This window comes from Paenibacillus sp. KN14-4R (assembly GCF_052180255.1).
Classification (GTDB): domain Bacteria; phylum Bacillota; class Bacilli; order Paenibacillales; family NBRC-103111; genus Paenibacillus_AM.
Map to the genome: position 1 here is coordinate 3,760,002 of NZ_CP197466.1, position 25,508 is coordinate 3,785,509.

At 41.1% G+C, this 25,508-nt stretch carries 22 protein-coding genes; 5 read left to right on the forward strand and 17 right to left on the reverse strand.

What is annotated here, in order from left to right; all coding sequences use genetic code 11:
- Positions 1 to 59 precede the first annotated feature (59 nt).
- Positions 60 to 1,259: a DUF418 domain-containing protein gene (locus ACSBOP_RS18540; protein WP_442601981.1), complete on the forward strand. Its 1,200-nt coding sequence runs from the start codon at positions 60 to 62 to the stop codon at positions 1,257 to 1,259.
- A 63-nt stretch (positions 1,260 to 1,322) separates the two neighbouring features.
- Here ACSBOP_RS18540 and ACSBOP_RS18545 read toward each other — a convergent pair whose 3' ends face one another.
- The 6 genes from ACSBOP_RS18545 to ACSBOP_RS18570 form a co-directional block, all read right to left on the reverse strand.
- Positions 1,323 to 1,682, reverse strand: coding sequence for a DUF898 family protein (locus tag ACSBOP_RS18545; protein WP_442601982.1), 360 nt, complete (start codon positions 1,680 to 1,682; stop codon positions 1,323 to 1,325).
- A gap of 81 nt (positions 1,683 to 1,763) precedes the next feature.
- On the reverse strand, positions 1,764 to 2,867 hold the full coding sequence (locus ACSBOP_RS18550) for an N-acetylmuramoyl-L-alanine amidase (RefSeq protein WP_442601983.1): 1,104 nt from the start codon (positions 2,865 to 2,867) through the stop codon (positions 1,764 to 1,766).
- Complete coding sequence (locus ACSBOP_RS18555; protein ID WP_442601984.1) at positions 2,867 to 4,306, reverse strand: M14 family zinc carboxypeptidase; 1,440 nt, start codon at positions 4,304 to 4,306, stop codon at positions 2,867 to 2,869. The genes ACSBOP_RS18550 and ACSBOP_RS18555 overlap by 1 nt, the downstream gene beginning before the upstream one ends.
- Before the next feature lie 176 nt (positions 4,307 to 4,482).
- Positions 4,483 to 5,199: a YebC/PmpR family DNA-binding transcriptional regulator gene (locus ACSBOP_RS18560; RefSeq protein ID WP_442601985.1), complete on the reverse strand. Its 717-nt coding sequence runs from the start codon at positions 5,197 to 5,199 to the stop codon at positions 4,483 to 4,485.
- 188 nt (positions 5,200 to 5,387) lie between these two features.
- Positions 5,388 to 5,945: a GNAT family N-acetyltransferase gene (locus tag ACSBOP_RS18565; RefSeq protein ID WP_442601986.1), complete on the reverse strand. Its 558-nt coding sequence runs from the start codon at positions 5,943 to 5,945 to the stop codon at positions 5,388 to 5,390.
- Between the two features lie 125 nt (positions 5,946 to 6,070).
- Positions 6,071 to 6,337, reverse strand: coding sequence for a CD3324 family protein (locus ACSBOP_RS18570; protein ID WP_442601987.1), 267 nt, complete (start codon positions 6,335 to 6,337; stop codon positions 6,071 to 6,073).
- 271 nt (positions 6,338 to 6,608) lie between these two features.
- Here ACSBOP_RS18570 and ACSBOP_RS18575 point away from each other — a divergent pair, with 271 nt between their 5' ends.
- On the forward strand, positions 6,609 to 7,121 hold the full coding sequence (locus ACSBOP_RS18575; protein ID WP_442601988.1) for a GNAT family N-acetyltransferase: 513 nt from the start codon (positions 6,609 to 6,611) through the stop codon (positions 7,119 to 7,121).
- A gap of 4 nt (positions 7,122 to 7,125) precedes the next feature.
- Here the strand turns inward: ACSBOP_RS18575 and ACSBOP_RS18580 are convergent, their stop codons facing one another.
- From ACSBOP_RS18580 to ACSBOP_RS18600, 5 genes are all read right to left on the reverse strand, one after another.
- Complete coding sequence (locus tag ACSBOP_RS18580) at positions 7,126 to 7,791, reverse strand: response regulator (protein WP_442601989.1); 666 nt, start codon at positions 7,789 to 7,791, stop codon at positions 7,126 to 7,128.
- Positions 7,788 to 12,878 (reverse strand): AAA family ATPase, encoded by a 5,091-nt coding sequence (locus ACSBOP_RS18585; protein ID WP_442601990.1) that lies wholly within the window; start codon positions 12,876 to 12,878, stop codon positions 7,788 to 7,790. The genes ACSBOP_RS18580 and ACSBOP_RS18585 overlap by 4 nt, the downstream gene beginning before the upstream one ends.
- A 279-nt stretch (positions 12,879 to 13,157) precedes the next feature.
- Positions 13,158 to 13,871, reverse strand: coding sequence for an ABC transporter permease (locus tag ACSBOP_RS18590; RefSeq protein WP_442601991.1), 714 nt, complete (start codon positions 13,869 to 13,871; stop codon positions 13,158 to 13,160).
- On the reverse strand, positions 13,868 to 14,716 hold the full coding sequence (locus ACSBOP_RS18595) for an ATP-binding cassette domain-containing protein (RefSeq protein ID WP_442601992.1): 849 nt from the start codon (positions 14,714 to 14,716) through the stop codon (positions 13,868 to 13,870). Before ACSBOP_RS18595 ends, ACSBOP_RS18590 begins: the two co-directional genes overlap by 4 nt.
- Before the next feature lie 131 nt (positions 14,717 to 14,847).
- Entirely contained in the window at positions 14,848 to 15,930 is a 1,083-nt protein-coding gene (locus ACSBOP_RS18600) for a LytTR family transcriptional regulator DNA-binding domain-containing protein (RefSeq protein ID WP_442601993.1), read from the reverse strand.
- Positions 15,931 to 16,087: 157 nt separating this feature from the next.
- Between ACSBOP_RS18600 and ACSBOP_RS18605 the strand changes: the two genes are divergently transcribed.
- Together ACSBOP_RS18605 and ACSBOP_RS18610 are read left to right on the forward strand one after the other, a co-directional pair.
- Entirely contained in the window at positions 16,088 to 16,972 is an 885-nt protein-coding gene (locus tag ACSBOP_RS18605; RefSeq protein ID WP_442601994.1) for a sigma-70 family RNA polymerase sigma factor, read from the forward strand.
- Between the two features lie 40 nt (positions 16,973 to 17,012).
- Entirely contained in the window at positions 17,013 to 17,459 is a 447-nt protein-coding gene (locus ACSBOP_RS18610) for a carboxymuconolactone decarboxylase family protein (RefSeq protein WP_442601995.1), read from the forward strand.
- 91 nt (positions 17,460 to 17,550) lie between these two features.
- Here the strand turns inward: ACSBOP_RS18610 and ACSBOP_RS18615 are convergent, their stop codons facing one another.
- The 6 genes from ACSBOP_RS18615 to ACSBOP_RS18640 form a co-directional block, all read right to left on the reverse strand.
- The gene (locus ACSBOP_RS18615; RefSeq protein WP_442601996.1) at positions 17,551 to 19,896 is read right to left on the reverse strand and encodes an ABC transporter permease; all 2,346 of its coding nucleotides are present in this window, start codon (positions 19,894 to 19,896) and stop codon (positions 17,551 to 17,553) included.
- A gap of 1 nt (position 19,897) precedes the next feature.
- Positions 19,898 to 20,659 (reverse strand): ABC transporter ATP-binding protein, encoded by a 762-nt coding sequence (locus ACSBOP_RS18620; protein WP_442601997.1) that lies wholly within the window; start codon positions 20,657 to 20,659, stop codon positions 19,898 to 19,900.
- Between the two features lie 121 nt (positions 20,660 to 20,780).
- Positions 20,781 to 22,040, reverse strand: coding sequence for an ATP-binding protein (locus ACSBOP_RS18625; RefSeq protein WP_442601998.1), 1,260 nt, complete (start codon positions 22,038 to 22,040; stop codon positions 20,781 to 20,783).
- Positions 22,037 to 22,729, reverse strand: coding sequence for a response regulator transcription factor (locus tag ACSBOP_RS18630; RefSeq protein WP_442601999.1), 693 nt, complete (start codon positions 22,727 to 22,729; stop codon positions 22,037 to 22,039). Before ACSBOP_RS18630 ends, ACSBOP_RS18625 begins: the two co-directional genes overlap by 4 nt.
- A 114-nt stretch (positions 22,730 to 22,843) precedes the next feature.
- Positions 22,844 to 23,578: a glycerophosphodiester phosphodiesterase gene (locus ACSBOP_RS18635; RefSeq protein WP_442602000.1), complete on the reverse strand. Its 735-nt coding sequence runs from the start codon at positions 23,576 to 23,578 to the stop codon at positions 22,844 to 22,846.
- A 150-nt stretch (positions 23,579 to 23,728) separates the two neighbouring features.
- The gene (locus ACSBOP_RS18640) at positions 23,729 to 24,286 is read right to left on the reverse strand and encodes a glycerol-3-phosphate responsive antiterminator (RefSeq protein ID WP_442602001.1); all 558 of its coding nucleotides are present in this window, start codon (positions 24,284 to 24,286) and stop codon (positions 23,729 to 23,731) included.
- A 151-nt stretch (positions 24,287 to 24,437) separates the two neighbouring features.
- Here ACSBOP_RS18640 and ACSBOP_RS18645 point away from each other — a divergent pair, with 151 nt between their 5' ends.
- Positions 24,438 to 25,469, forward strand: a complete 1,032-nt coding sequence (locus tag ACSBOP_RS18645; RefSeq protein WP_442602002.1) for a serine hydrolase domain-containing protein — start codon at positions 24,438 to 24,440, stop codon at positions 25,467 to 25,469.
- Positions 25,470 to 25,508: the final 39 nt, after the last annotated feature.

Consider the following 25,508-nt stretch of genomic DNA (forward strand, 5'->3'; position numbering starts at 1 on the left):
AGATAACGTTTAGAAGCCCTTTAACCTGTGCGATTACAATCAAGCTGAGGTGAGAAAACATGGGTATACAAAACAAACGAAATGGTATGATCGATGGTTTAAGGGGATTTAGTTTACTAGGTATATTAATGGCCAACATGCTGATATTCCAATATGGTCTATGGGGAAAAGAGAAGATGGAGCTTTTCGGCATCTCTAAACCCGATACCCTCTTTCACCATTTACTAACCGTATTAATTGAGAGCAGCTTTATGCCGATTTTCACATTTATGTTCGGTTACGGCATGATCAAAATGATGGAAAGCCTAGAGTCACGAGGATTGAAGCCAAAGCGCTATTTATCTCGCCGGTTTCTTTTACTCCTTGCTATAGGTGCACTCCATTCTCATTTTTTATGGGAAGGCGACATCTTATTTTTTTATGGCATTATGGGATTTTTTCTACTTCTATTTATGAAAAGGAAACCCAAAACAATTCTTATTTGGGGGGTTGTATTACTCTCAATAATCAGCTTAATGGGGCTCGCACCTAAAGAAGAAAATGATCCGGCTGCGATAGCAGAGCAGACTCGAATGGAAGCCTATGTGAAACAGTCGATCATCGTCAACGGAACAGGTACGTATGAGGAAATTAAACATTTTCGAAATAACGAAGATCCTCTTGGCATGCCTAACTATATGCTCGTTACCGTACTTTTCATCGCTCCATTCATGAGTGCTCCGATGTTTCTGTTCGGGATGTATGCTGCCAAGAAACGATGGTTCGAGAAACTGGAAGATGAACGTGCCTCGTATCGTTTCAAAATGCTCATCTTTCTGCTAACAGGTCTTATACTGAAATCATTGAAGTTTATTCTCCCTGGTTATTGGTGGAGTGGCATTGGTGGGATGTGCGGTGGGAATCTACTTGCCCTTGGTTACATTTTCGGATTTGTCTGGCTCTTCTCAAGAACAAAATCTTCAACTTGGCTGATGCGATTCCAAGCAGTTGGAAAGCTATCACTAACGAATTACCTCATGCATACCGTCATCTGTACAACAATTTTCTATGGCTACGGTTTTGGTAGGTTCGGGAAATTGGGGGTACTCGCAGGATGCGGGCTCGCGATGTCTATTTATGCCGTTCAACTTTTCATCAGCCCACTGTATTTGACCCGTTTTCGTGTTGGACCCATCGAACAGCTTCTACGGATGTGGACTTACTTTTCTATCACAGGTAAACCTAAGCCGCGCAAAGATAACAAAACAATTGCTGCATAAAAAAATAACCAGCTGCGGTATATGCTACATGCAGCTGGTTATTACCTGTTTATCAGATCGTCTTTATTCAAACGTTGTATGTTTAGCCTTCCATTTTTCAAGTGCAATGATCAACCAAAATGAGTAAATCCCAATGGTAATAATGCATAACAACCACCATTTAATCCAATTACCGAATAGTCCTACAGCTGTACCTTCAAATTTTAATCTACGTCCTTCAACAACCGTATGTTCAATCTTCCAACGGTAATTCATAACCAATGCCCAAGGATAACAAATTCCTAAGGTTACACATGTCACCAGAATTCCTAGAATATTTACTCCGATTAAACTAAGCAATCCACCATCAAAATAAGACTTTCCACTATACGCTTGCGCCATGTTGAGATTTACATTGATGTTCGCCGATGATTCCAATATCATCACTCACTCTCATTCATTTTATAGAAAGATTCAACAAATTTTTACAAATTCCTTCAAAATATGAAAAAAAACATATAATCTCTATTTTACCCACATTTCCCCCAACCAGGTGTCAATTAGATACCATTCATTCCACTGCAAGCGTGCATTCACTTTTTGTGAAGACAGGTGTGCAGCTGGAACTTTATCGGAAGGATCTCGATACATCGGCGTGTGATCGGACAGTTCAAGCTGTTTGTTCACAGACTTAACGGGTCTTATCGATTGAGAAAGAGATACCCAACGTTCACCAACCCATGTGCTGACTTTACCCCAGTTCCCTTTAGTCGATGTAATTTCTATGAGTTGAGGGGATAGCGCAAGCGATGTACGCATCATTTTACCATTTGATTGTTCATAAAGCGGGGTGCTAGCTTTCAAGTAGGCTTCGAACTGCTCGTCTTTTATCGCATCATTCGTTGATGTGCCTAGTACGTTATGAATTCCCTTCGCAATACCTTCGGTTAATTGATTCAAGTATTCCGAATTGGATAAACGCATGTCTTCTTCTGGGTTCGTCATGAACCCCATTTCCACAAGAACAGAAGGTACCTTCGTCCAGTTAAATCCTGTAAGGTCTGATCTTGGGATCACACCTCTTGATACCGCCCCTGTTGCAGCAACTGTTTCTTGAAGAATAATGTCAGCCGCTTCTTTACTCTGCGTAAAGATTGACTCCGTATTCTGGCTCAGTGCCGGATAGAGTAGAGAGATTCCCTCTGTCTTCGGTGAACTATCACCATCGGCATGTATACGTACAGCCAGATCGACTTGCAGCTTATTGCATATTTGAGCGCGATCCACATTTGAAATATTGATATCATGTGTATCTCGGGTCATGTAAACTTTATAACCGAAAGCTTCTAGCTTTTCCTTCAGCAGCAGCGAAGCCTCTAAAGTTAGAACATATTCCGGTTTCTTCGTCTTAACTCCTCTTGTACCTGAAGACACTTTCGCTTTCTTTTCCTTCGAGTTCGGGGCTACTGGCTCAAGATTGTTATTGCCGTAAAGCTGATGGCCAGGATCTAAGCAGATCGTAGGTGTATCCTGCCCTTTTGCCTCTGCATGAATTGGCGCTGCTAGTAGCGAGCTGATAAGCAAAGCAGTACCTAGGATAATGAATTGACAACGACGCATGAATCGCATTATTTTTCCTCCTTAATCCAACTCGTTCCAAACCATGTCTTAATTAATATCCAATCGTTCCAGCGCTCTATGGCTTCTACGGATTGTGGGTTTAACTCCGCAATCTTTCCTTTACCCTCTTGATTGGGGTAATGATATAAGGATGTCTCTGCTTTTAGGACAACGCGCTCAGTAACTTTTTCACTGTGACCTTTCAAGTACGGTGTAGACTTGAGATTGACCCACTTTGGACCGAGCCATGTCTGGATTCGATACCATTCACCCATATGAGCGTCAGCCGTTACTTTTCCACTATTAATCTTAGCACCAACAGGAAACGATTCATTCGGACGATTAAATAATTTAGCTGTATCTAGTAATTGAATGTTCTCTTTTGCCGTTTCTACTGGATAACGCTCCCGCCACAGCTTATACCCTTCTTCCACCATGTAAAGTCCAATTTCTTGGTTCTGCTCCCAGATTTGCTTGAAAGTCCAAAGAGGCAGCTCCGTTTCCTCTTGGTAAGTCCCCAGCTCAGCAGTAAACCCAGGGCGACCAAATTGCGCAATGAACCAATCTGTGAAGCCACCACCGGAAGGATCTTTCTCCGGCTTCACTTGGCTGTATCCAGTCATATAAGTGATCGCATCTGCCATCTTCTTATCGCGTGATAGATTTTCGGATGCCGTATAGAAATTCCAGTACAAAATTTCACCTGAAGTATGATACGAAAAAGCAATTTCTGGATCGATCTCATTGGAAAATTGGATCATGCTGCGTGCTTCCGCCGCCTCCGCAGGCTCAGAACCTTTATAGTTCTTGAACATCGGATACTTAGAAGCATTACGAATGCTAGACCACATGGCAGGATATTGGCGATTAATATCGATTCCTTCTGCATTGGCTTTCCAACGTTTGAAATTCGTGCTCCCCTCATTCATCTGTACCAGATACGAATGGAAATCAGCTGGAAAAGCATCCAAACCTTTCTGCTGCAGGGTTACACCATCTGGATTTACCATCGGCACAAACCAAATGGAGCAATTATTGAGCAGTTGTTGAACGATATAATGGTTGTACTTCATGTTGTGCTCATAAGCATAAGTATAACGGTCGATCATATACATGATCAGATTTGTCCCCATCCATTCTCTCGCATGCTGCGATCCATCAATTAGGACGGTAGCGTCTCCTTTTCCAAGCTTCAACGCCATAATTTCACGACCAAATGTTGTCTTCCCAATCGACTTAACCTCAATTAAGGCTGGATAAGCCGCTGCAAGTTGATCCATGTGCTTGGACATTAATTCATATGTATACACTTGATACGGATCAACAATATCCTTACTTACAGAACTTGCACGCACACTTCCTACATGAATAACTCCCATCACTAAACATAATGCTAGAGTAGCCGCTAGTAATCTTGGCAGTGTTCTATGCTGTCTCTTGTTCCTCAATTCTCTCTCCCCTAATCTTGTTCATCTAGGAAATATTACCCTATTAACCTCGTATATTTTAAGGGATTTTCGACAAGATTTCTATATTTTCGAAAAATAATAAATATATTGTCATCGTGAAGATGAAAAAAAGACACCTCCAAAAGGTGTCTTTCTCACATGCTATAGTCAAATAATTATTCAAACTCCACGTTATGATACACTTGCTGCACATCTTCCAGATCTTCCAGTACATCCATCATTTTATCAAATTGGGCTTGTACATCATCTGAAAGTGTAATGAATGTTTGTGGAAGCATTGTAATTTCAGCAACTGTAAATTCGGTGATTCCTTCTTGTTTGAAAGCGTCTTGAACAGCAGCGAACTGATCCGGCTCTGCATAAATAATAACCGAATCGTCTTCTTCCAAGATGTCACGAACATCTAAATCTGCGTTCATTAGAATTTCTAACGCTTCTTCTGCTGTTTTACCTTCCATACCGATAACAGCTGTCTGATCAAACATATAGTTTACAGAACCACTTACACCAAGGCTGCCGCCATTCTTGTTAAATGCAGCACGCACCTCAGATGCGGTACGGTTCACGTTGTTTGTCAAAGCGTCTACAATTACCATGGAACCGTTGGGTCCAAAGCCCTCATAACGAAGCTCGTCGTAGTTCTCATCAGAACCACCCTTCGCTTTTTCAATCGCACGATCGATGATCGCTCTTGGTACATTGTATGTTTTAGCACGTTCAACAACGAACTTCAAAGCTTGGTTGGATTCCGGATTCGGTTCCCCTTGCTTCGCGGCTACATAAATTTCCTTACCGAATTTAGCATAGATCTTACTTGTGTTGCTATCTTTCGATGCTTTCTTATCTTTAATATTGTTCCACTTACGTCCCATAATTCCAGCTCACTTTCCACAATAAATGTGCACTTCTATCTAATTTTATCGTGCAAAGCGATTTTGAGCAAATTTTTAGGAACTTGATTATCTATTTCTGCACAAAAAATATTGTCTGAAATGAAATCAGCATGATATTGATAGGACAATTTGAATAAAAATTAAATTTTTCGATGTCGTTAGCATCTTTAGGATTGTAATTGCGAATGTTCACTTTCATTAGACAGCCCCCTGCTGTGAATATTGTTAAATTGCTGCGAGATGAGTGTATGAAATCCATCTATTCCATCGATCTCAATACGTTCTTCTTCCTCGGAAAACAAGATCTGATGCCGGTTGTAATACTTCTTCCAGAAGGCTACTGCCGTCTTGTTATTTTTCAATTGATCCACTCTTATATTCCCTTTCACTTTTTCAAGTACATGCTCAACTGCTATCGAAGCAATTCCCAAACCTCTATATTTCTTTAAAATAAACAATTCTTGAATGGTAAAATCAATTCCCTTGGGTACAAAGGGAGGGGTGCATACCAGAATAAATCCAACAATTTTGTCATGATACGTAATTAAAAATGGATGCAGTTCCTCTCTTTCCAAATATAAATAAGTATTCGTAAGATCAAACTTCCCATTTTCTTTCGGATCTTCCGACGTATATTCAGATAAATCGTATAAATATAAATGATATAAATTTAGGAATAGTTCCCCTTGTTCTTTTTTAACTTTCGTAATTTGTGTGTTCATCATAATCCCCACCTTTTACTTCATTATAGGAAGGGCTCTGTTCAGAACATAGATAATAAATGATCTAAATCATTTATTGCACACAAAAAAGCCACATCAGAACAGGCTCCCAATGTGACTTTTAGTAATTATGTTTTGGTGTAAACAATTTTTTTAATGCTATCATAAGAAAGACAGTATTGTGCTTGCAGCTCATCAATCTTTGCACCTGTAGAGAAACTGTATCGGATTTCGGCATTTCGTTGTTCCAGGTATTGCCTACTACCCGATTTTTCGCCCCATTTGGTGCGGGAACCTTCTCTTTTTGGTACATAAATCAATCCACCATGCACATATTTCTGAATTTCCTTAAGTAACTGTTCCGGTAAAACAATTTCAGCATTTGTGTATTTCATCTTAGCTTCGCTCCTTAAAATGTGTAGTTTTTTAAGGTAGCAAAGTCTAAATGACCAACTATTTTTATGATGCTAAAAATATTAGCGGTGAGGTAAAGCTAGCTCTATACAAACAACCGCCGTTGTTCGTCTTTTAGACTTTGCATAGAGCGAATAGAAAATCTGTTCCTACATCTATTCATAGCGGAACCTCCTTTCTGTTATTTTCAAAATATTGTAACATAAATTTTAGATCTACTCTTTAAACCCTATCGAAAAGGAGAAATATAAATTGCCAAACCAACTGCGAAACATTGAAGAAACCGATCAAGTCGTACTCAAGTTCTACGAACCCCATAATAAAAAGCAATTAGAAAACTACTACCTAGCAGAGGAGCAGCTTCAGTACACCTCTCTGCCATTAGATGCCATCGCTAAATGCGACACGGATGATGAGCGTCACCCCATTGTAATCTTCCATCAGGATCAAATTGCTGGTTTTTTTGTGCTGCATGGATGGGAAGGTGTTCAGATGTATAGTGATAATCGAGATGCACTACTACTGAGAGCATACTCTATCAACACACCCTACCAAGGAAAAGGGATAGCCAAGCAATCCTTAGAACTGCTGCCTCAATTCCTTAAACAAAACTTCCCTGATAAAAATGAAATTATTTTAGCAGTTAATCAGAGAAACATTGCCGCCCAGACTGTATATCAGAAAACGGGTTTTATTGATAAGGGTATTCGTGCAATGGGTAGAAACGGTTCGCAGCTCATTTTACATATGCAGCTACTGCCATAGAACCCTACGTTCCAAAATACGATAAGCCCTGCAATCGGACAATGGCCTGTGCACGATCCACAACCTCTAACTTGCTATAGAGATTACTAATATAATTACGAGCGGTACCTTCAGCAATATGGAGGGTATCCGCAATTTCACGATTGTTCAGTCCTCTAAGAATAAGCTGTGCAAGTTCCAGCTCTCGATCTGTTAGCTTGACTCTATCCAGGCTGGATCTCTGCCATTGTCCTTGATCTTCTGAAAATCTACTCATTCGTTCCACCAACTTAGCCGCAACAGCAGCAGGCAGAATATACTGACCCGACACGGCATCACGAATGGAAGCGATCATTTTATCCCCATCCATGTCCTTGAGCATGTATCCACTTGCCCCGCTTGCCATACCCTCAACAATATAGTCGGTTTCAATGAATGTTGTTAAGATGAGAATAAACGTCTTCGGACAATTCATCTTCATGCGCTTCAGTGCAGCAATCCCATTCATCATCGGCATCTGGATATCAAGCAACACCAAATCGGGATGGAGATCTTCAACTATTTCACAAGCTTCCAACCCATTCTTCGCCACACCAATAACTTCAAAGTCATCTTCTAAATCCAGAATCGTTCGAAGCCCTTCCCTAGTCAACAGTTGATCATCTGCGATCACAATTGTAATTTTGTTCATAAGTTATCCCCTAACAATCGCATTGGGTACGGTAGATCAATTTTCAGATGACAACCTTGATCCGGCCAGCATTCAATCGATAAACTTCCACCTATTTGTTCGACACGTTCTTTCATAACTTTCAAACCAAATCCCATTACAATTGCGCTAGCGCCTTTCCCACGATCTTTAAGCCTGATCTGCAAGTCTGATCCAACTGTCTCTAATGTAAAACGAAATTGTTTACTTCCGCCATGCCGAATTCCATTGGTCAGCCCCTCTTGCAGCGCATGATAGATCGTCTTCTTACAAACATTGGATAACCCCGATACATCTTGAATATGAGCGTGGATGGCAGCCCCCGTATTTCGCTCTGTGTCGCGAATTAATTGTTGCAACATGGGAGTCAGCGCAGCGAACTTATCCTCTTTTAACATATGAACGGAGCCTCGAATCTCATTAAGGCTATGCCGTACAAGGTCCTGCGCCTCTTTTAGCCTTATGGAAGCAGCCTCCATATCCCTTTGCATCAATCGCCTGCCCGCTTCAATCTGAAGGATTGTTGATGTGAGTGTATGTCCAACGATATCATGGATTTCCTGTGCAATCCGATTTCGCTCTTCATAAACAGAAACTTCGGCTAATGCTGCAGACGTCTCACGCATCGATAACTCCAAACTTCGAGTTCTTTCTTTAACCTGATCTTCTAGACTATTATTTAAATGCTGGATACCTGTATACAACTTCGCATTTTCAATTGAAATTGCACATTGCGAAGCGAGTAACTTTAGCACCTCTAACCGCTGCGGTGTAAAAACACGAGTCGCCAGTTTATTTTCCATATAGAGCAAGCCAATGAGTTGATTCTTGTGCATAATTGGTAAGCAAAGAACCGACTTAAGTCCTTTTTCCCTAACAAAAGAATTCCTTGCAAACATACCTACCCTCGCTGCGTCATGCAGCACAACTTCTTCCCTTGTTCTTGCCGCATATCCGATAATAGCTGCTGGAACCAAGTCCGAATCCTCTTTGAGATGTACCGATTCAATATGGAGCTCCTCCACAGTTCCGTGCGCTTCGACCATCCATTTTTCATTATGATTAAAAATAAGTGCGCCGTACTCTGCCCCTGCGTTGTGGAGCATAATTCGCATCAAAGTTTGTAGGAGACGGTTCATCTCTACCTCTCCCGACAAAGCTTGCGTAGACATAATAAGGGAGAGTGAATCCACCCGCTCTAACGCTGATTCTCGTCTGATGTGCAATAAATGACCGTATTTTTGCTCCATATCGGCCGCTTTTGCCTTTGCTCCCCACTCTAAATAAGCTTCATAGGCTTCTGTCATATAAATTTTTGCAAGATGTTCCTTACCTTGCCCAAGACCATACCTGCCGAAACATTCAGCTGCCATCGCCAAATCATGAATATGAACATACTTGCGCGCAGCTTCGATCGACTTTTCATATAACTGTTCGGCGTGTGGGTTCTTCCCTGCTAATCGAGCCATTTCAGCTTGAAGCAGGAAATACTTGTGCAAGTAATGTTCCGGGCAACGCATGGCATGCTTCTTCATCATCTTCAGATTCTTTTTCAATGTGATCCAATAAGTATGTTGATCTTCAGCCGAGGCTTCTGCATATAACTGCGCCATTACCAATGACTCATACATGATTTGGACGACATTCTCAAAAGGATCTGTACGTGCATTCAAAATAACTCCCGATCGCTTTAAAGCCTCATGTGCTTCTGTATATTGACCGAATATATAGCCAGGCAAATATTCCAGAACACAAACAAGCTCTTCAATGATCTGGAACTGATCCCCATGCACCGAAGTTGCAAATTCCGCACTATGAACATCAGTGGCTGCAAATGGATCATTCGGTGCGCGATATCCTGTCAATCGGGCAATAAGTGCAGCTAAGATTACCGCCTGCTTCCAATGGAGACTATTATTGTGCCGGAGTAACTCTCCGGAATGTGCGATTAATCGATCATAAATGTCCTCTAACGAATGGCCAAATTGCAGTAATATGCCGCTATTGATCAGCACACTCTGGTTACCATGCCACAAATCCCCCGACTCTAAGCCCACTTTACCAGCATGCTCACTAAAATTCTGAAGCATATGGAGTCTATCGTGCCGCCAACAGTCACAACACAGCGCGAAGGAGGAAAGTGTTTTGACATATAAATGCGGGTATGGTTTCGATATCTGACATGCAAGCATTCCCCATTTATAGGTCTCTTCATAGTGATGAAAGCGAAAGTACAAGAACATCGCGTATCCAATAAATCCAATCGATGCCTCTGGGGTCATTCCATATTCAAGTGTCATTTCGATCATTGTAATCGAACTCGCAACCCAACCCTTTTGATTGATAAAATAGCATGCATTTCCCACATGAACGAGTGCAGACATGGCAACCTTGCGTGCTTCATCCTTCATGGGCTGCATTTGATAAAATGACTCAATGGGATGTTTCTTTATTTTCCGACGGAGCTTGAGCCATGCAAGAGTCAATTCAAACGTACTCGGTTCAAATTGATGGCGGATATCCAGCAACTCTAGTGTCTGACGACCTAAGGCAATAACTTCATGATAATTATCTTGACTGGATTCGAATTGGATCATCATGTTGCAGACAATTGCCTTGTCCAAATTGGAGCTTGCTTTACTCATTAGCAATTGGAACAATTCATTTGCTTCAGCAAAATGCGCACACAAATATTCGGCCTCTGCTCGTTCGCGATAAATTTGAAACGTTACTGTGTAAGCTTCACCCCAACTAGCTTCATCGAGCAGATCTGTAGCTCCGCGTAAGTATCGAAGTGAAGTTTCATAAGCTGTGGATTGTTTTGCTTTCAAAGCTGCCTGGAGGTTGAGCTCTGCTAGCTCCATTTTTTGAGCGGGAAGATGGATACGTGCCAATGCCTGATTCAAGTGGTTTACGACATGAAAAAGATTTGTGTTGTTTTCACCAGATTTCAATTGTTGAGTCAAATAAGAACCAATTGTCATGTGTATGTCAGGACGATCTGCCTCCGGAATAAGCCTATAAGCGGCTTGCTCGATTCGATCATGTAAAAATTTATACTTTGTGCTATTCTCCTTGCTGATAGACTGTATCAATCTTTCCTCGATAGCAACCGCTATCATTTCCGATAACTCTAGTACGGAAAGCCCTGTGATCGATACAAGCGCTTCTAGATCAAATTGGCTCCCCAAAAATGCAGCATAGCCAAGAACACGCCTCATTTCACTTGGGAAATAGTTGATTTTATCCGCAATATAACCCGTCGCATTATCCGAGAGATTCATTTCTGCTATACCCTCTATATCCCATTGCCAGATTCTGCTCGTTTGTTCAAATGTCACTTGCTTATGATCAATCAAATCCTGAAGAAGCTGCTTAAGGAAAAACGGATTACCTCCCGTCTTATCAAGCAGTATTTTGGCAATTTCATCATTTCCACTGAGATTGTTACGCATTGCATCGCTTAATAACTGCTTCAGGTCTGTGATTTCAAGGCTCTTCAGTTGAATGCTATTTATCGGTAAATTACGCTTTATCAAGTGGCTCTCAAATTGATGAAGTGGATGATCAGGTGCAATTTCACCGTCCCGATAGGCTAGTATGAGGAGCAGATTCTTCGTACCTTTATCATCTAGAAGATAAGTCAGATATTGAAGAGATGCCTCATCTGCCCATTGGAGATCATCAAAAAACAACACGAATGGACGGTCTCGATGCAAAAATAACTGGATAAATCGATTTAGAAGTAGATGTAGTCGATGCTTGGCCTCAAAAGGTGGCAATGACTGTACCTCCACTTGAGGCCCAATCAGCAATTCCAGCTTAGGAACAAGTTCAATTAGCAATTGTCCATATCCATCTAATGCTTCTAATACACGAAGCTTCCAGACTTCCATCTGCAGCTTACTTTCCATCAAGATCTGACTCATTAATTGTTCAATCACTTGTATCCATACATCATAAGGAAATTTCGCATGCTGAATTGCACATTTTCCTGTAGCATAGAGTCCATCTTGTGGGATTGCTTGCTGAAGTGTGTATTGAATAAAAGTCGTCTTTCCCATTCCTCCATGACCAATTACTCGTACGGTCTCAGCCATGCCATTCGATACCCGCTCTAGTGCATCTAGTAACTTTTGCTGTTCTAACCTTCTTCCGTAAAAATGTGTGGGGATAATCAAATGTTCTGGACTATCACTGCTTGCCACAGTAATCGATTCAATCCTACCTGAAGTCTGAATTTGAGCTAAACATGCCTCTAAATCTGATTTGATGCCAAATGCACTGGCGTATCGATCTTCAGGTATTTTTTCTAAGCATTTATCAATAATATTCGAGATTGCTAGTGGGATAGAAGACAATCTATGATGAAGAGGTTCTGGCTTACTGGCTAAATGGTGATAGACAATATCCAGAACATCCTGTACTTCAAATGGTAAACTTCCAGCGAACAACTCATATAAAATAACACCCAGCGAGTAAAAATCTGAACGATAATCAGGTGTTAATCCTGTTCGTCCTGTCTGTTCCGGTGAAATGTATGGCAAAGTATAATCAGATTGGTTACTTGCTTGGTGTCTAGGATACTTAAACGTGTCTGATGAACACATCCGAATATCGACAAACTTCACTTCTGATGTGTCTAGATTAACGATTAATTGAAAAGGGGTAATTTCATTGAGCCTAATATCCGCACGATGAATATGCATGAGACTGTCAGCTGCGGCTGCAGCAATTTTAAGTTTGGATTGTAACCCTAATGCACTATTGTTTGTATGCGTGCGTACTACTTGATCGAGGGTACTCCCTCCGATATCTTGCATGAAGATGACGGGCCTACTCCCAACGATTTCAAAACCGTATACTTCTAACGTTCCTCTACCATCCAACTTGGTAAGCATGTCATACTCATATCGAAATGCTTCAATGATAGCTCCCCCTGGATATTCATCACAAGTTGTCTTCGCAATCACGCTTAATCGATCTTCCAAGCGCAGCAATCGATAGTACGCGATCTCTCCGTTCTTACTGATTACATCTATCGTTTGATAACTTGTTATCTCGATCATTCAACAGAACTCCTTATTCGTCCTTAGATATAATTATTATAACATTCCGAACAATTAGATTGAAAAAGAAACCAGACGTCCGAAGAGTTGTCTGGTTTCTGAATGGGTACTCTTTTATTGAGGAGCTGGAAGATCAGCTAGCTTTCATATGATCAACTTTAATCCTAAGGGATTGTTTGCTGTCAAAATAGTGAGCATTGTCATCACTTTTGTCATATGACAAGTCAAAAAACGACAAAAAACACAACCTTTGTGGTTGTGTCTTCGTATCATCACTTTCTATTCATCTACCATACGCTTCTTGAACACGTATGCAGCTAACAAGTGAATAACGATTGCCCATAGTAAAATGACACCAAGTTTAGAACCTACTTCTAGGAAGCCTGCTCCATCTTGAACTTGATTAGCCAATTCAATCAGCTGCAAATTCGGCATGAGTTTTACAAATGCTAGAGATGGATTGTAATCAATTATTGGCATTAAGAATGTACCGAAACTGAATATCCCTATAACTGGTAAAATCGCTACGGATGCTTCCATGACCGATTTGGTTAACAATCCAATCAATGAGCCTACCCCGATATAGAAAATCGAAGACAAGAACAACGCAATACCAACGAGCAAGACATTATTCGGTTGATAACCCGTTAAGAAGATCGAAATCACAACAACTAGTGCAGCCGCAATGAAGCTTAACAAGCTTTTACCGCAAAAGATTTCAAACGTTGTAGCCGGTGATAGCATAAGCCCTCGAAGGGTGTTCTTTTCTTTTTCTTCCGCAATGAGTGCCGATTGAAAGTAAGTTCCAATAAGGATAAAGCCTAGATTAATGACCATGTAATGCTCGGCTATTGTCTCCACACCCATGCGACCATATAAAGCGGCCAATATTAATGGAAAGAACAGTGTTGAACTGACAAACATGTTTCTGGATATATCTTTATAGTCTTTCTTTAAGATCGCGTTAACGCGTTTCATTGAGAATGTCATCATGATAATTTCCTCCCTGTTACCTCTACAAATATGTCACCTAGCGTTGGATGATTCGATTCCACAGATACAACTTGATCCGAACTCATATATTGGAACAATTGCTCAGCCCCGGCAGGTCCTTTGGGTATAACCACTTCCGTACCATCAACTAATTCGACCGTAATCGTCGCATCAGCGCGTTCTTGACGCAGCTTTTTCGGAGAATCTAGCAATTGAATCTCTCCATTATTCAGGAATGCCACCCGATCACACAGCGTCTCTGCTTCATTCATATCATGTGTCGTTAAGAAGATCGTCGTACCCTTCTCTCTTAACTGTAGTAATCCTTCATAGATATGTTTTGTGTTCACAGGATCAAGTGCCGATGTCGGCTCATCCAGGAATAATAACTCGGGTTCATGCAAGAAAGCACGTGCCAAGATGATTCTTTGCAGCATCCCTTTCGATAATTTCGAGATGATCTTCTTGCTCTCTTTTGTTAAATTGACCATCTGTAGAACTTCATTAATTCTTGTTTCCGGTACATCATATAAATCACAATACATCTTCAAATTATCGTAAACCGATAAACGTCCATATAGCGAAGTGTTATCTGTAATGATTCCGATTTTTTTACGATACTTCGGATCTTGCAACTTTTCAGTCGGTACTCCGAATACGTATGCCGTTCCTGATGTCGGTTTTAATTGCGCCGTTAATATTTTAATCGTAGTTGTTTTACCTGATCCGCTCGGTCCAAGGAATCCGAATATCTCACCCTTCTTAACTTGAAAGGATACATTTTTTAATGCTTTAGATGTTGAAAATGATTTTTCTAAGCCGTTCACTTCGATGATGTTTTCCATCGTGCTCTTCGCCTCCGCCATGTTTTTTGCTATACCCTAATCCTAGACCAGATCAGGAAAGTCCGCATTATAATCCCGGTGAAAGGAGCATAAACAAGGGGGTTTGGAGCATTTCGAGGGGTGAATGGAGCTTATTTCATACCCATCATTTCCTTTAATTCCGCCATTTTCGTCTTAGATAGAGGAACCGTAGACCTCGATCGGTCATCAAGAACTAGACTGTAACTATTGCGTGTAAAGGTCACTACTTCTCTTACCTTTTGCAGATTCACAATGTACGAACGATGGCAGCGGAAAAATCCGTAGGTCTGTAATCTCTCCTCCAACTCATTAATTTTGAAAGTCGTCGGATACGATTCTCCATTGACACAAAGATTGGTTTGTCCGTCGTTACTTTCTATATAATCGATCTCAGGTGGATTAAATAAAATGATCTTGTCATTCATCTTGGTTGGTATCTTTTCGAATCGAACGAACGGAATGACTTGTTCTGCATCTGAATCTTCCTCTTCCCCGAGTTCAACATCTCTAGAATTTGGCTCAGGCTGTAGTGGTGGAGCATCTTCTTCCGGCTCTTGCACCTCGAATGCCTTTAGTCCTTTTTCATCTAATCGGTATACTTGGCTTGTCACGCTAATAGCTGACTCCATATTGCCAGTCAACACTAACAACGCTTTCCCGCTCATAGCTAAAGTTTGAAGCAATTTTTGTAAAACAAACTTTGTTTCGTTGTCGACATTCTGATCGGGTTCCTCCAATACGAAAAGCATCGGATTTTGGAACAGCAACCGTGCATACTGCACTCTTCTTTTCTCTGAAGGGTTTAGCTTTGCTACGCGTACTTTCACTTTATGCTCTAACTTAACCGTGCGGAGCACCTCTTCTATTTTCAAATCAGAATCATACAGCCCTTTATAGTAATTAAAATTCTCTTTAACGGTAAGCCTTTCATAAAGCCCTTCTTCTAATCGTAAAAAACCAATCTGCGATGCATAATCCTTCCGATTACCGGCAAGTACGACATCGTTCACCCGAATCTCCCCACTGGAGATGGGTAAACTTCCAAGCAGCATCGAAATCAGCGTATGACGCACATTCATACTCGAATAAAGCGCAACTACATCATGCCGCGCTACCTTTATATTAAAAGCTGGAAAAACCAGCACATTCTCCGTATATCGTTCTAAGTCTTTCATTTCTAACACCGTTGTCATGTCATCACCTAGTATGTCAGTATTTTCAATGTTCTTTGTTTATTGAATCTGACTATTATACAATAATTCACTATTAGTGTTATTTCTTATTTGTGAATAAGGATTGAAAATCATTGTATAATCATAAATATAAAAAATGGAGGGTGTACACAATCCCATGGATCTCGAAACGCTATATCGGACTTATAAACAACTATTACTCTCTGTCGCTTACAAGCTGCTCGGTTCTTATACAGAAGCAGAAGATGCCTTACAGGACATCTTCGTCTCCTTACGTGATGTTGAGCTTGAATCTATTACCCACCCGAAAGCTTATTTAGTCAAAATGATCACAAACCATTCCTTAAACCGAATAAAATCCGCCCAGCGCAAAAGGGAACTCTACACCGGACCCTGGCTTCCCGAGCCAGTCATATCTCTTGGAGATGAAGAGCCTTCTGCGTATCTGATTCGTCAGGAAATCTTCGGTTATGCGCTGCTGGTACTCATGCAGAAGCTTACACCCTTGGAACGAGCTGTCTTTGTATTAAGGGAATCGCTTGGATTTGAATATCCTGAAATTGCTGAAATGCTCCACAAAACCGAAGCTGCTTGCCGGAAAATATACAGTCGTGCCAAAGCCAAACTCGGTTCCGATCTTCCCCATGAAACAGCTTATGAAAATGCCGATCCATTCGTTCAGGCTTTTGCCAAAGCAGTGGAATCCGGTCGATTCGAGCCTTTCATTCAGTTATTAACAGAAGATGCGGTTCTGCTTAGTGATGGTGGAGGTAAAGTGCGTGCAGCAATATTCCCGATTTTGGGCAGAGAGCGCGTAAGTGCCTTCTTAGAAGGTGTCAGTACGAAGGGTAGTTTACAAGGGGATATCCGTCTAGTGTGGATCGGTGGTCAAAGAGGCATTTTGATAACACGCCCTGACATGCCGCCAAAAGCCATTTGCTTTGGATACGCCCCTGACAATCAGAGGATTAATGCCGTTTATTTCATCGTTAATCCTGAAAAGTTAACACATGTCACAAATATAACCTCTGTGTTGTCTTAGATAACGAAAAATAAATCATTCCTAACTGGAGGTATACAAGATGCAAATCAGATTCAATCACCAACAAACAAGTCCGGAAGCTTACAAAACCATGATCAAGATGGAAAGCTTCATTAAATCTACTGGGCTCGATCCCGTCCTTTATGAATTTATTAAGATCCGTGCATCGCAAATTAACGGCTGCGCATTCTGCCTAGACATGCATATGGCCGATCTGAGAAAGATGGGGGAAACCGAACAACGCGTTCATCTGATCAGCGTGTGGAGAGAAGTTCCTTTCTACTCGGAAAAAGAAAGAGTTGTCCTCGAACTAACGGAAGCTGTAACCCAAATAGCGAATAATGGCGTTCCGCAAAGTCTGTACGAGAAAGTGAAGGAACATTTTACAGATGAAGAATATATGACCCTAATTATGGCGATCAACACAATCAACTGCTGGAATCGTATCGCGATTTCGACAGGTATGTTTCCTGGTTGCTTTAATTAAGCTCCAAATTTATAACGTGCAGGCAAAAAAGCAAGGTGATCCTAAAAAAGGATAACCTTGCTTACTTCGTTTCAACTACAATTCTATTCATCTACTCGGTAATCAACCCATAAGCTGAAATTCGCTTAATTCTTCGTGCTACCAGCATCGATACGATATAGGCCATTACCACGATACTAATACAGAGAATGACGATCGATGGCGCTTTTACAATAAAATTCACGCTATGACTGCCCATTCCAGAGAGCAACAATGTAAGCATGAAGTTCGTAAAGAAATAGCCGAGTACCCCACCGATCACAACCCCAATAATCACAATAGGAACAAAACTTAATGCGATTTGATTCATAAGTTGAAGTGTGGTGTATCCAATCGCTTTTAGTATCCCAAATTCCCTCTTGCGCTTGAGAATCATGGTCTTAATCACGAGATAAAGGAGAAGCACAACAACGAGCACTGTTATCGCAAGAATCATGACCATGACTGCAAATACAGCCGAAATGTATACACTGCTCTGACTACTGATCGCCTCATCGATATCAGTGATTTCTTCGATCGTTTGTCCATATTGTGCTTTCATATCACGGATAAAGCTCTGATTATCCATACCTTTTAAATATATTTTGGTCGAAAGGTGTTTATAATCCGGAATAATATGCTGGATTCCAGGCAAAGTAAAATAGGCGGCCTGCCCCATATTGCCTATCGATTGACTCAGCCCAGTAATTAAGTACGGGTAAGAGGTTTCACCAACCCCCACTTTCACGGTGTCACCGATCTTTTTTCCCAGCTGTTTAGCTACTACCCAAGAGACAGCAATTTCATTATCATATTGTGGATACCGACCTTCATAGACAGTCTGATTGTCCAGCTTGCTAAAATCATCCGAGATATAGGAGTAAACCTTCTGCTCCTCGACCTTGGTTCCAATCATATCCAGCATCGATGTTTTTTGGACATAATCCAATTGTTTGAGATGCTCTATCACTTTTTTATTGTCTGATTCTGTTTTAGATAATATCGCGACATTGGATGTCTCTGCACCAACGAGATGAACAAACGCCTTGTTGTCTATGGCCACATTGTAATACAGGACAATCGCAAACACGGATGTGAATGTAATTGCCGTAATAATCGCCATAATCATCATATTCTGCTTGCGATTCATCATGACCGTTTTGCAAGCAAGCAAGAGTTGCAGTGCACCCTTTGACTTCTCAAGCGGGAAAAAATTCTTTTTAAAATTGTGTGTCATGAGCCCACCTCTTAGTGCTGTCACAGGGTGTAGTTTTCTGATTTGCAGAGAAGAAAGCATCGTAACAACCGGCACTAAAATAACAACGATCATAATGCTAATCGAGTTTACTGCTAGATTGAAGTGGCTTATCCACAGCAAACCACACATTGATGAGATGATTCCCCCGAATATAGGAATGAGCAGGTAGGAAATCGATGCGCCCGTCATGCCTGCAACAATCGTAATTAAAGTAAACTGTAAATTAATGGAATAAACAATTTGTCTACTTGTATATCCGATCGCTTTCAGGATACCAATATTCACGATAGCATCATTGATACTATCTGTCACACGGAACTTGATAACAATCAGAGAAACAAGCAGAACAACTGCTGCAAACGCAACTAGAATCATAGCCACAATATTAATCGTAATACCATTGGCATCTTTCGTAAACTCAATATTCCCCTCATAATAAGTTGGAGCTGCAGCTGATTGACTAAATTGCGGGAATTGTTTGTTGTAAGCATTCAGCAAAGCGGTTGACTTTTTCGAGTCCATAAGTGCTGCGGACATCATCGTCCCTTTTGCTTCTTCCCCTAGTTGATTGGACAATTCCTTGTAAGCAGCTGATGGCAGCATATATTTAATGATTCCCATATTGTTCGTGCCCATCATCGTGACTTCAAAAAAGCCTGCGATTCGATAAGAATACGCTTTCTCTTGATAAGTCATGGTAAAGGTATCACCTAATTGGTAACCTCCGCTAGACTTAAAACTTAAGGGTACATAAATATCATTCTTCTGTATCCCGTCAAGTTTCTCAATTAACTTAAACGGTGAAAAGTTAGGCTTACGATCTGCATCTAATATCACAGCAGCGCTATCCATGTCACTATTGCCATAACGAAATTTTGTAGTTGGCATTAAAGTAACGTTTTCTGTCTCGAACTCTTTTACATCAGCATGTTTTTTCAAAAAATCACTGTAAACTTGTTTATAATTAGCATTGCTCATAATGATGCTGATATGCGGATCATGTAATTCTTTGACCTTATCATCATAGAACGTATTCATTTTGGTAATAACCAATAGACCGACATTAAGCAGCAGTGCAGCAATGGTGATTAAAATAAATAAAGAGATTGCGGCACTCTTTCCTTTTTTAATATTAGCAAGGGCGAGATTAAAGATTTTCATCTTACCACCCCATTTCAGTGAGGAAGGTCGTTAGCTTCTCATGCCGTTTTTGATTATGTTCTTTGCTATAATCACCTAATCTGAGATCGCCGCATATCACGCCATCACGTAGGTAAAGAATACGATTACCGCGCAGAGCTGTCTTCATATCATGGGTAACCATCACAATGCTCTGCCCATTCTGATTCACCTCAGTCATAATCTCTAGTACACTGTCACTTGAAGCGGAGTTCAGCGCTCCAGTCGGCTCATCTGCAAACACAATTTTAGGGCTATTAATAAGTGCACGTACAATTCCTGCTCGCTGCGCTTCACCACCCGAAAGCTGAGAAGGGAATTTCCCCCATGACGTTTCATTTAATCCGACCTGCATAAGCAGCTGCTTTGCTTTTGCAATGATAGCGCGTTTGTTCTTGCTTACAAGTAAACCGCTTACCAGCGTATTATCCAGCACACTCATATTGTCTAATAAATAAATTTGTTGAAAGACAAATCCGCAATTATTTCTTCTAAAAATCGCAAGCTGATCGCTATTAAGCTTTGAAATATCTTCTTGCTCAAAATAAATGGAGCCTAGTGTGGGCTTGTCCATACCACTTATCGCATAGAGCAGCGTAGATTTTCCTGAACCTGAGCTCCCCATAATAACCGTGAAGTCGCCTTCCATGAGACTGATATCCAGATTTTTCAGCACATGCTGTTGATTCCCACCACTTGAAAAAGTTTTGCATAATTTCTCTGTTCGCAGCAAAGCGTTCGCCATATCATTAACCACCTTTAGGATTGATCATAAAAAAAAAAACTGTAATATCGATTACAGTCTTATCATACAAAATCAATTCTTATTTAATCTTTGTTCAATCCTTAACCAAACCTTAAATCATTTAAGCAAGTTTAATTCTTAGTGCAACGGTAAAACCATCTTGACGGTTGTAACACGCTATATCACCTTGCATCTTCTGCATTAAATATTGAGAAATGTAGAGCCCAAGACCCGAACCCATCTGCCCATCTACGTTTCCGCCTCGATAAAACTTATTAAATAAGAGCGGTAATTCGTCCTTATTGATCCCTTTTCCATAATCCATAATATGAATCTCTAAGTAATCATCTTGAATATGGGAAGTAATCTGAACTGCAGTACCCGCATACTTGTAAGCATTGCTCAAGATATTGTCGAACACCTGCTGCAGACGCGTGACATCCGTTAGAATCATACAGGAGGGAATGTTAACATAGCTAATTTTGTCATCATAATTTACACTTGCAATCATACCGTTTAAGACATCACTTAATTCCTCAGCTACTGTAACTTTTAATTCTTCCAATTCTTCTAAAGTCGCATGAAACATATCCGTTATTAAAAGATTAATCTGCTCTGCTTTGGAGTAAATCATGTTTAACTGCTTGACCTCTTTATCTTCGCTCGCTCGAATCAGCATTAATTCACTCACAGCTTTTATCGTAGCCACTGGCGTCTTAATGTCATGACTTAAACTCGCGACGAGCTCTTTCTTACTCCGATTTGCTGCATACTCACTCTGACGTGCAGCCGCCAACTCTTCACGCATGATATCGAAACTCTCCGTGAAGGCTCCAAAAGGGTTGTTTTTATTCATTTTCAAAGGAATATCTAAGTTCCCTCTTGCGATGTGCTTAGCAAAACGCTGCAATTGTTTGAATGGTTGAAAAACCGTCTTATGCAAAAAGATTGCGTATAAGATACATAGCAAGGTTAGTATGCTAAACGTTGTGATGATGACAACTGCAAGTCTTTCTTTCATTTGCTGAATGACTTGATTCGTATCATTAGGAATAAGAAGTTTCCCCGCATAAGCGCCTTGTAAGGTAAGATCGATCATCACACTTCGATGCTTAATGGCATCATGGATGGAAGTGAATAATCCTGGCGACGTTTCAAAAAGAACGGTCCCTCCATCACCCAGAATGATAAATGGTTGTTTAATGGCATTAAAGTCCCCTTGTTCCATATGCCCGTTCCGTCTTTCAAATGTCTTAACAATCTCATTAACCGTAACCATGTCCACATCCGTATCTACCTTCGTCTCAATGACGAGAAAAGATAAGATAAAGCCGGCAAGAAAAATCGCAAGTAGCGTAAGGTAGATCCATCTTACTTTCATACCCCATTATCCTCTAGTAAATAGCCTTTGCCCCATACGGTTTTGATATATTGCGGCTCATTCGGATTTACTTCGATTTTTTCGCGTAGATGCCGAATGTGAACATTAAGCGTTCCATCCCCTGTGAAGGAATCCTCCCATACATTTTGGAATAGTTCATCTTTGGTCACCACTCGATTTCGATTATTCGCTAAATAACAGAGTAGTTTATACTCTAATGCTTTAAGCTTAACTTCCACACCCTTTACGCGGATACGGCACAACTTATCATCGATCCTGACCTGCCCAAACTCTAGGTTATCCGTCGAAGCTGCGGTAGTCCGATTCCCATACCTTTTAAGAACAGCTTTGACTTTGGCAAGTAGTACACTAAGTGTATAAGGTTTTTGTATGTAATCATCCCCGCCAATGTTAAGTGCAATCAAGATATCATCGTCACTCGAACGTGCACTAATGAACAGGATCGGTATCTCCGTCGTTTGTCGGAGCTTTTTACATAAATCAAAACCCGACGATTCCCCTAGGTTGATATCCAAAAGAATCAGTGATGTTTCATTTTCCTCTAAAAATTGTATGCATGCATCCGCACTTGTCACATAGGCAGATTTAACTTCAAACATATTAAAATATTCACTTGTCGTTTCTGCTAGAAACGTCTCATCATCCACAATTAAACAATCATATTTCATATCTACGCTCCTCCCCCACAATATACCATGATAGATGCGGTTACGGATATTTAAAAACTAAAAAAGCCCCATAAAATGGGACTTTTCTATCACTATTTTATCAATAATTAGACTTTACTTCCTATCCAGTAAACTCTTTAACTTAGCCGGATAATCTGTAATGATACCGGAGACACCATACTGTATGGCCTGCTCCATCATCTCTGCATCATTAATCGTATAAGGATAAACCTGCAATCCTTGCTGAACAGCATCTCGAACATCCTCAGCATCAATGCGACGGAAGTTGGGATGCAAGGAATACACAGGTACCCCTAATGTAGAAGCTAGTGCAGAATGCCTTACCAAGTTCACATCATAGAGCAATCCGATCTTCGCCTCAGGCTCCAGCAGCTTCAGACCAAGCAAGCTTTTGAAATCAAACGAGGATACCACGACGCTGTCCAATCTTCCTCTTCTACGCAACAAATCTACAAGAGCCGGTTCCAAGTGATGATCATACGTGTGCTTAATTTCGACATTGATCATGATATGCGGCGGCACCAAATCGAATACTTCCTCAAGTAACGGGATTCTTTCATTCGCGAACTTCTCGTGGAACCAACTTCCCGCGTCAGCCTTTTTCAATTCTTCTACAGTCAATTGATGAATATAGCCTGTCATGTCCGTTGTACGATCCAATGTTGCATCATGACAAACAACAAGCTGCCCATCCTTTGACAAATGTACATCAAGCTCTAACCCTTCCGCACCCTGTTCAAGCGCGAGTTGGAACGAGCCTAGTGTGTTCTCAGGCGCTTCTCCTGCTGCACCTCTGTGTCCAATAATTAAAGGTCGGTTTGCTTTCATCTTCTTCCCATCCTCTCTCTTATATCTAGCTATAAAATGAAAAATCCCTCTGAAAAAGGCATGCCGGCACAAGCCGATTTACCTCTCTCAAAGGGTTATCTCCATGACTCTACCACTTTGAAACGAATCGAAAATCTAATTTATATTTGACTAGACCCAAAGCTCAACCATGCTCGTAGACACGGCCAAAGCACCCGCTTCAAGACTATCATCAATTTCTTTCTTGTTCCCAACTAGACCACCTGCAATAATAGGCAAGGGCGTCATATTCATCATTTCACGGATGACGCGCGGCATAATCCCAGGCATCACTTCAATCGCATCTGGCTTACTTTGTTCCACAGCCTTGATTCCTCGGGCAACTGCGCTTCGATCAATGAGAAAAATACGCTGTATCGCCATCAAGCCCATTTCCTTAGCCACACGAATCAAGTTACTTTTTGTCGAAATGATCCCAGTGGGACATATATGCTGCGCAATAAAGGCAACTCCACTTCGATCTGAGGCAATACCCTCTATGAATTCCATATGTATAAAAACTAACTTGTTCGCAGCTTTAATTCGGTCTACCAACTCTTTTATATTAAAAATAGAGCTAGCAAGTATAAAAACGATGTTAACAGGACTCTCCAAAACACGATCCAAATCTTTCTCCTGCTGTACAGCCGCAATCGTCTGATGCTCCACTAAATCCACTATCGGATACAATAGATGTCCTCCTTGATATCGGTGTCCTATTGGCACCAATATACCTGCGAGAAGAAGAACTGTCAATCCATTTTGACAAATCCCTTTTCACTTGACAATATGCTTCGCTGCTCCTATACAATAAAGCAAAAACTAAAGGAGGATGATGACAATGAACGTTCTCTCCCTTAGACATGAACTGGAAACTCTATTCGATGCATTTTCTGTCGAACAGCAATTCAGCGGTGTCGCACTCATTGCCCGAGAAGGAGAACCCCTTCTACACAAAGCATACGGGAAAGCCAACTATGAGCACAATATCGACAATCATTTGGATACGAAATTCTGCATTGCTTCCATCACCAAACCGATAACTGCGATGGCTATCCTCATGCTTGTTGAAAAAGGGATCCTTGATCTTCATCACAGCTGCCTGGCGTACTTGCCCGATGGCCAAATACTAGACAAGCAGATTACGGTACACCACTTACTCACGCATTCCTCAGGCATACCCGATTTTGAGACGATGCCTGGATTTGCTGACCTCGGACGAAAAGCTTATTCTTACACCGAGCTGCTCGAATTGCTTTCCCCTTTTTCCCCCGACTTTGCTCCTGGACAAGGATGGAAGTACTGTAATACAGGCTATAATTTACTTGGCTGGATAATCGAGCATATCTCCGGCATGACGTATGATCAATATATTGAGAAACACATCCTACTTCCCCTAGGAATGACTAATACCCATTGTGGATACAATCAGCAGATTACCAAAAATCTGGCTGCTGGGTACTCTTGGGACGATCAAAACAACAGCATGATCCGGGCACCATACTTCGAACTCAACAATTTCCGTGCATCCGGTAACTTATGCTCAACAGCGATGGATTTGCTGAAATGGGACCGTGCCATCTATACGCAGCAGCTCGTGTCTGCGGATACACAACGTCTCATTTTTACGCCACATACCGTCGTGAATCCCGATCGACATTACGGCTATGGATGGTATATTTATCAAGATAGTCGGGGGCATGGAGGCTGGCTGCCTGGCTACTGGAGTAAATACATGCAGTATCCGGATCAACAAATGACGATCATCCTCCTAGGTAATCATGATTTCACCTTGGATCGCTCCATTTTGGAACGAACCAAAAATATTTGGTCATCTTTACAAGAAACTTACAAAAGCCCAATTGACATATAAAGACCAGTCACTATAAGATCAATATAAGAGTTCTGACTT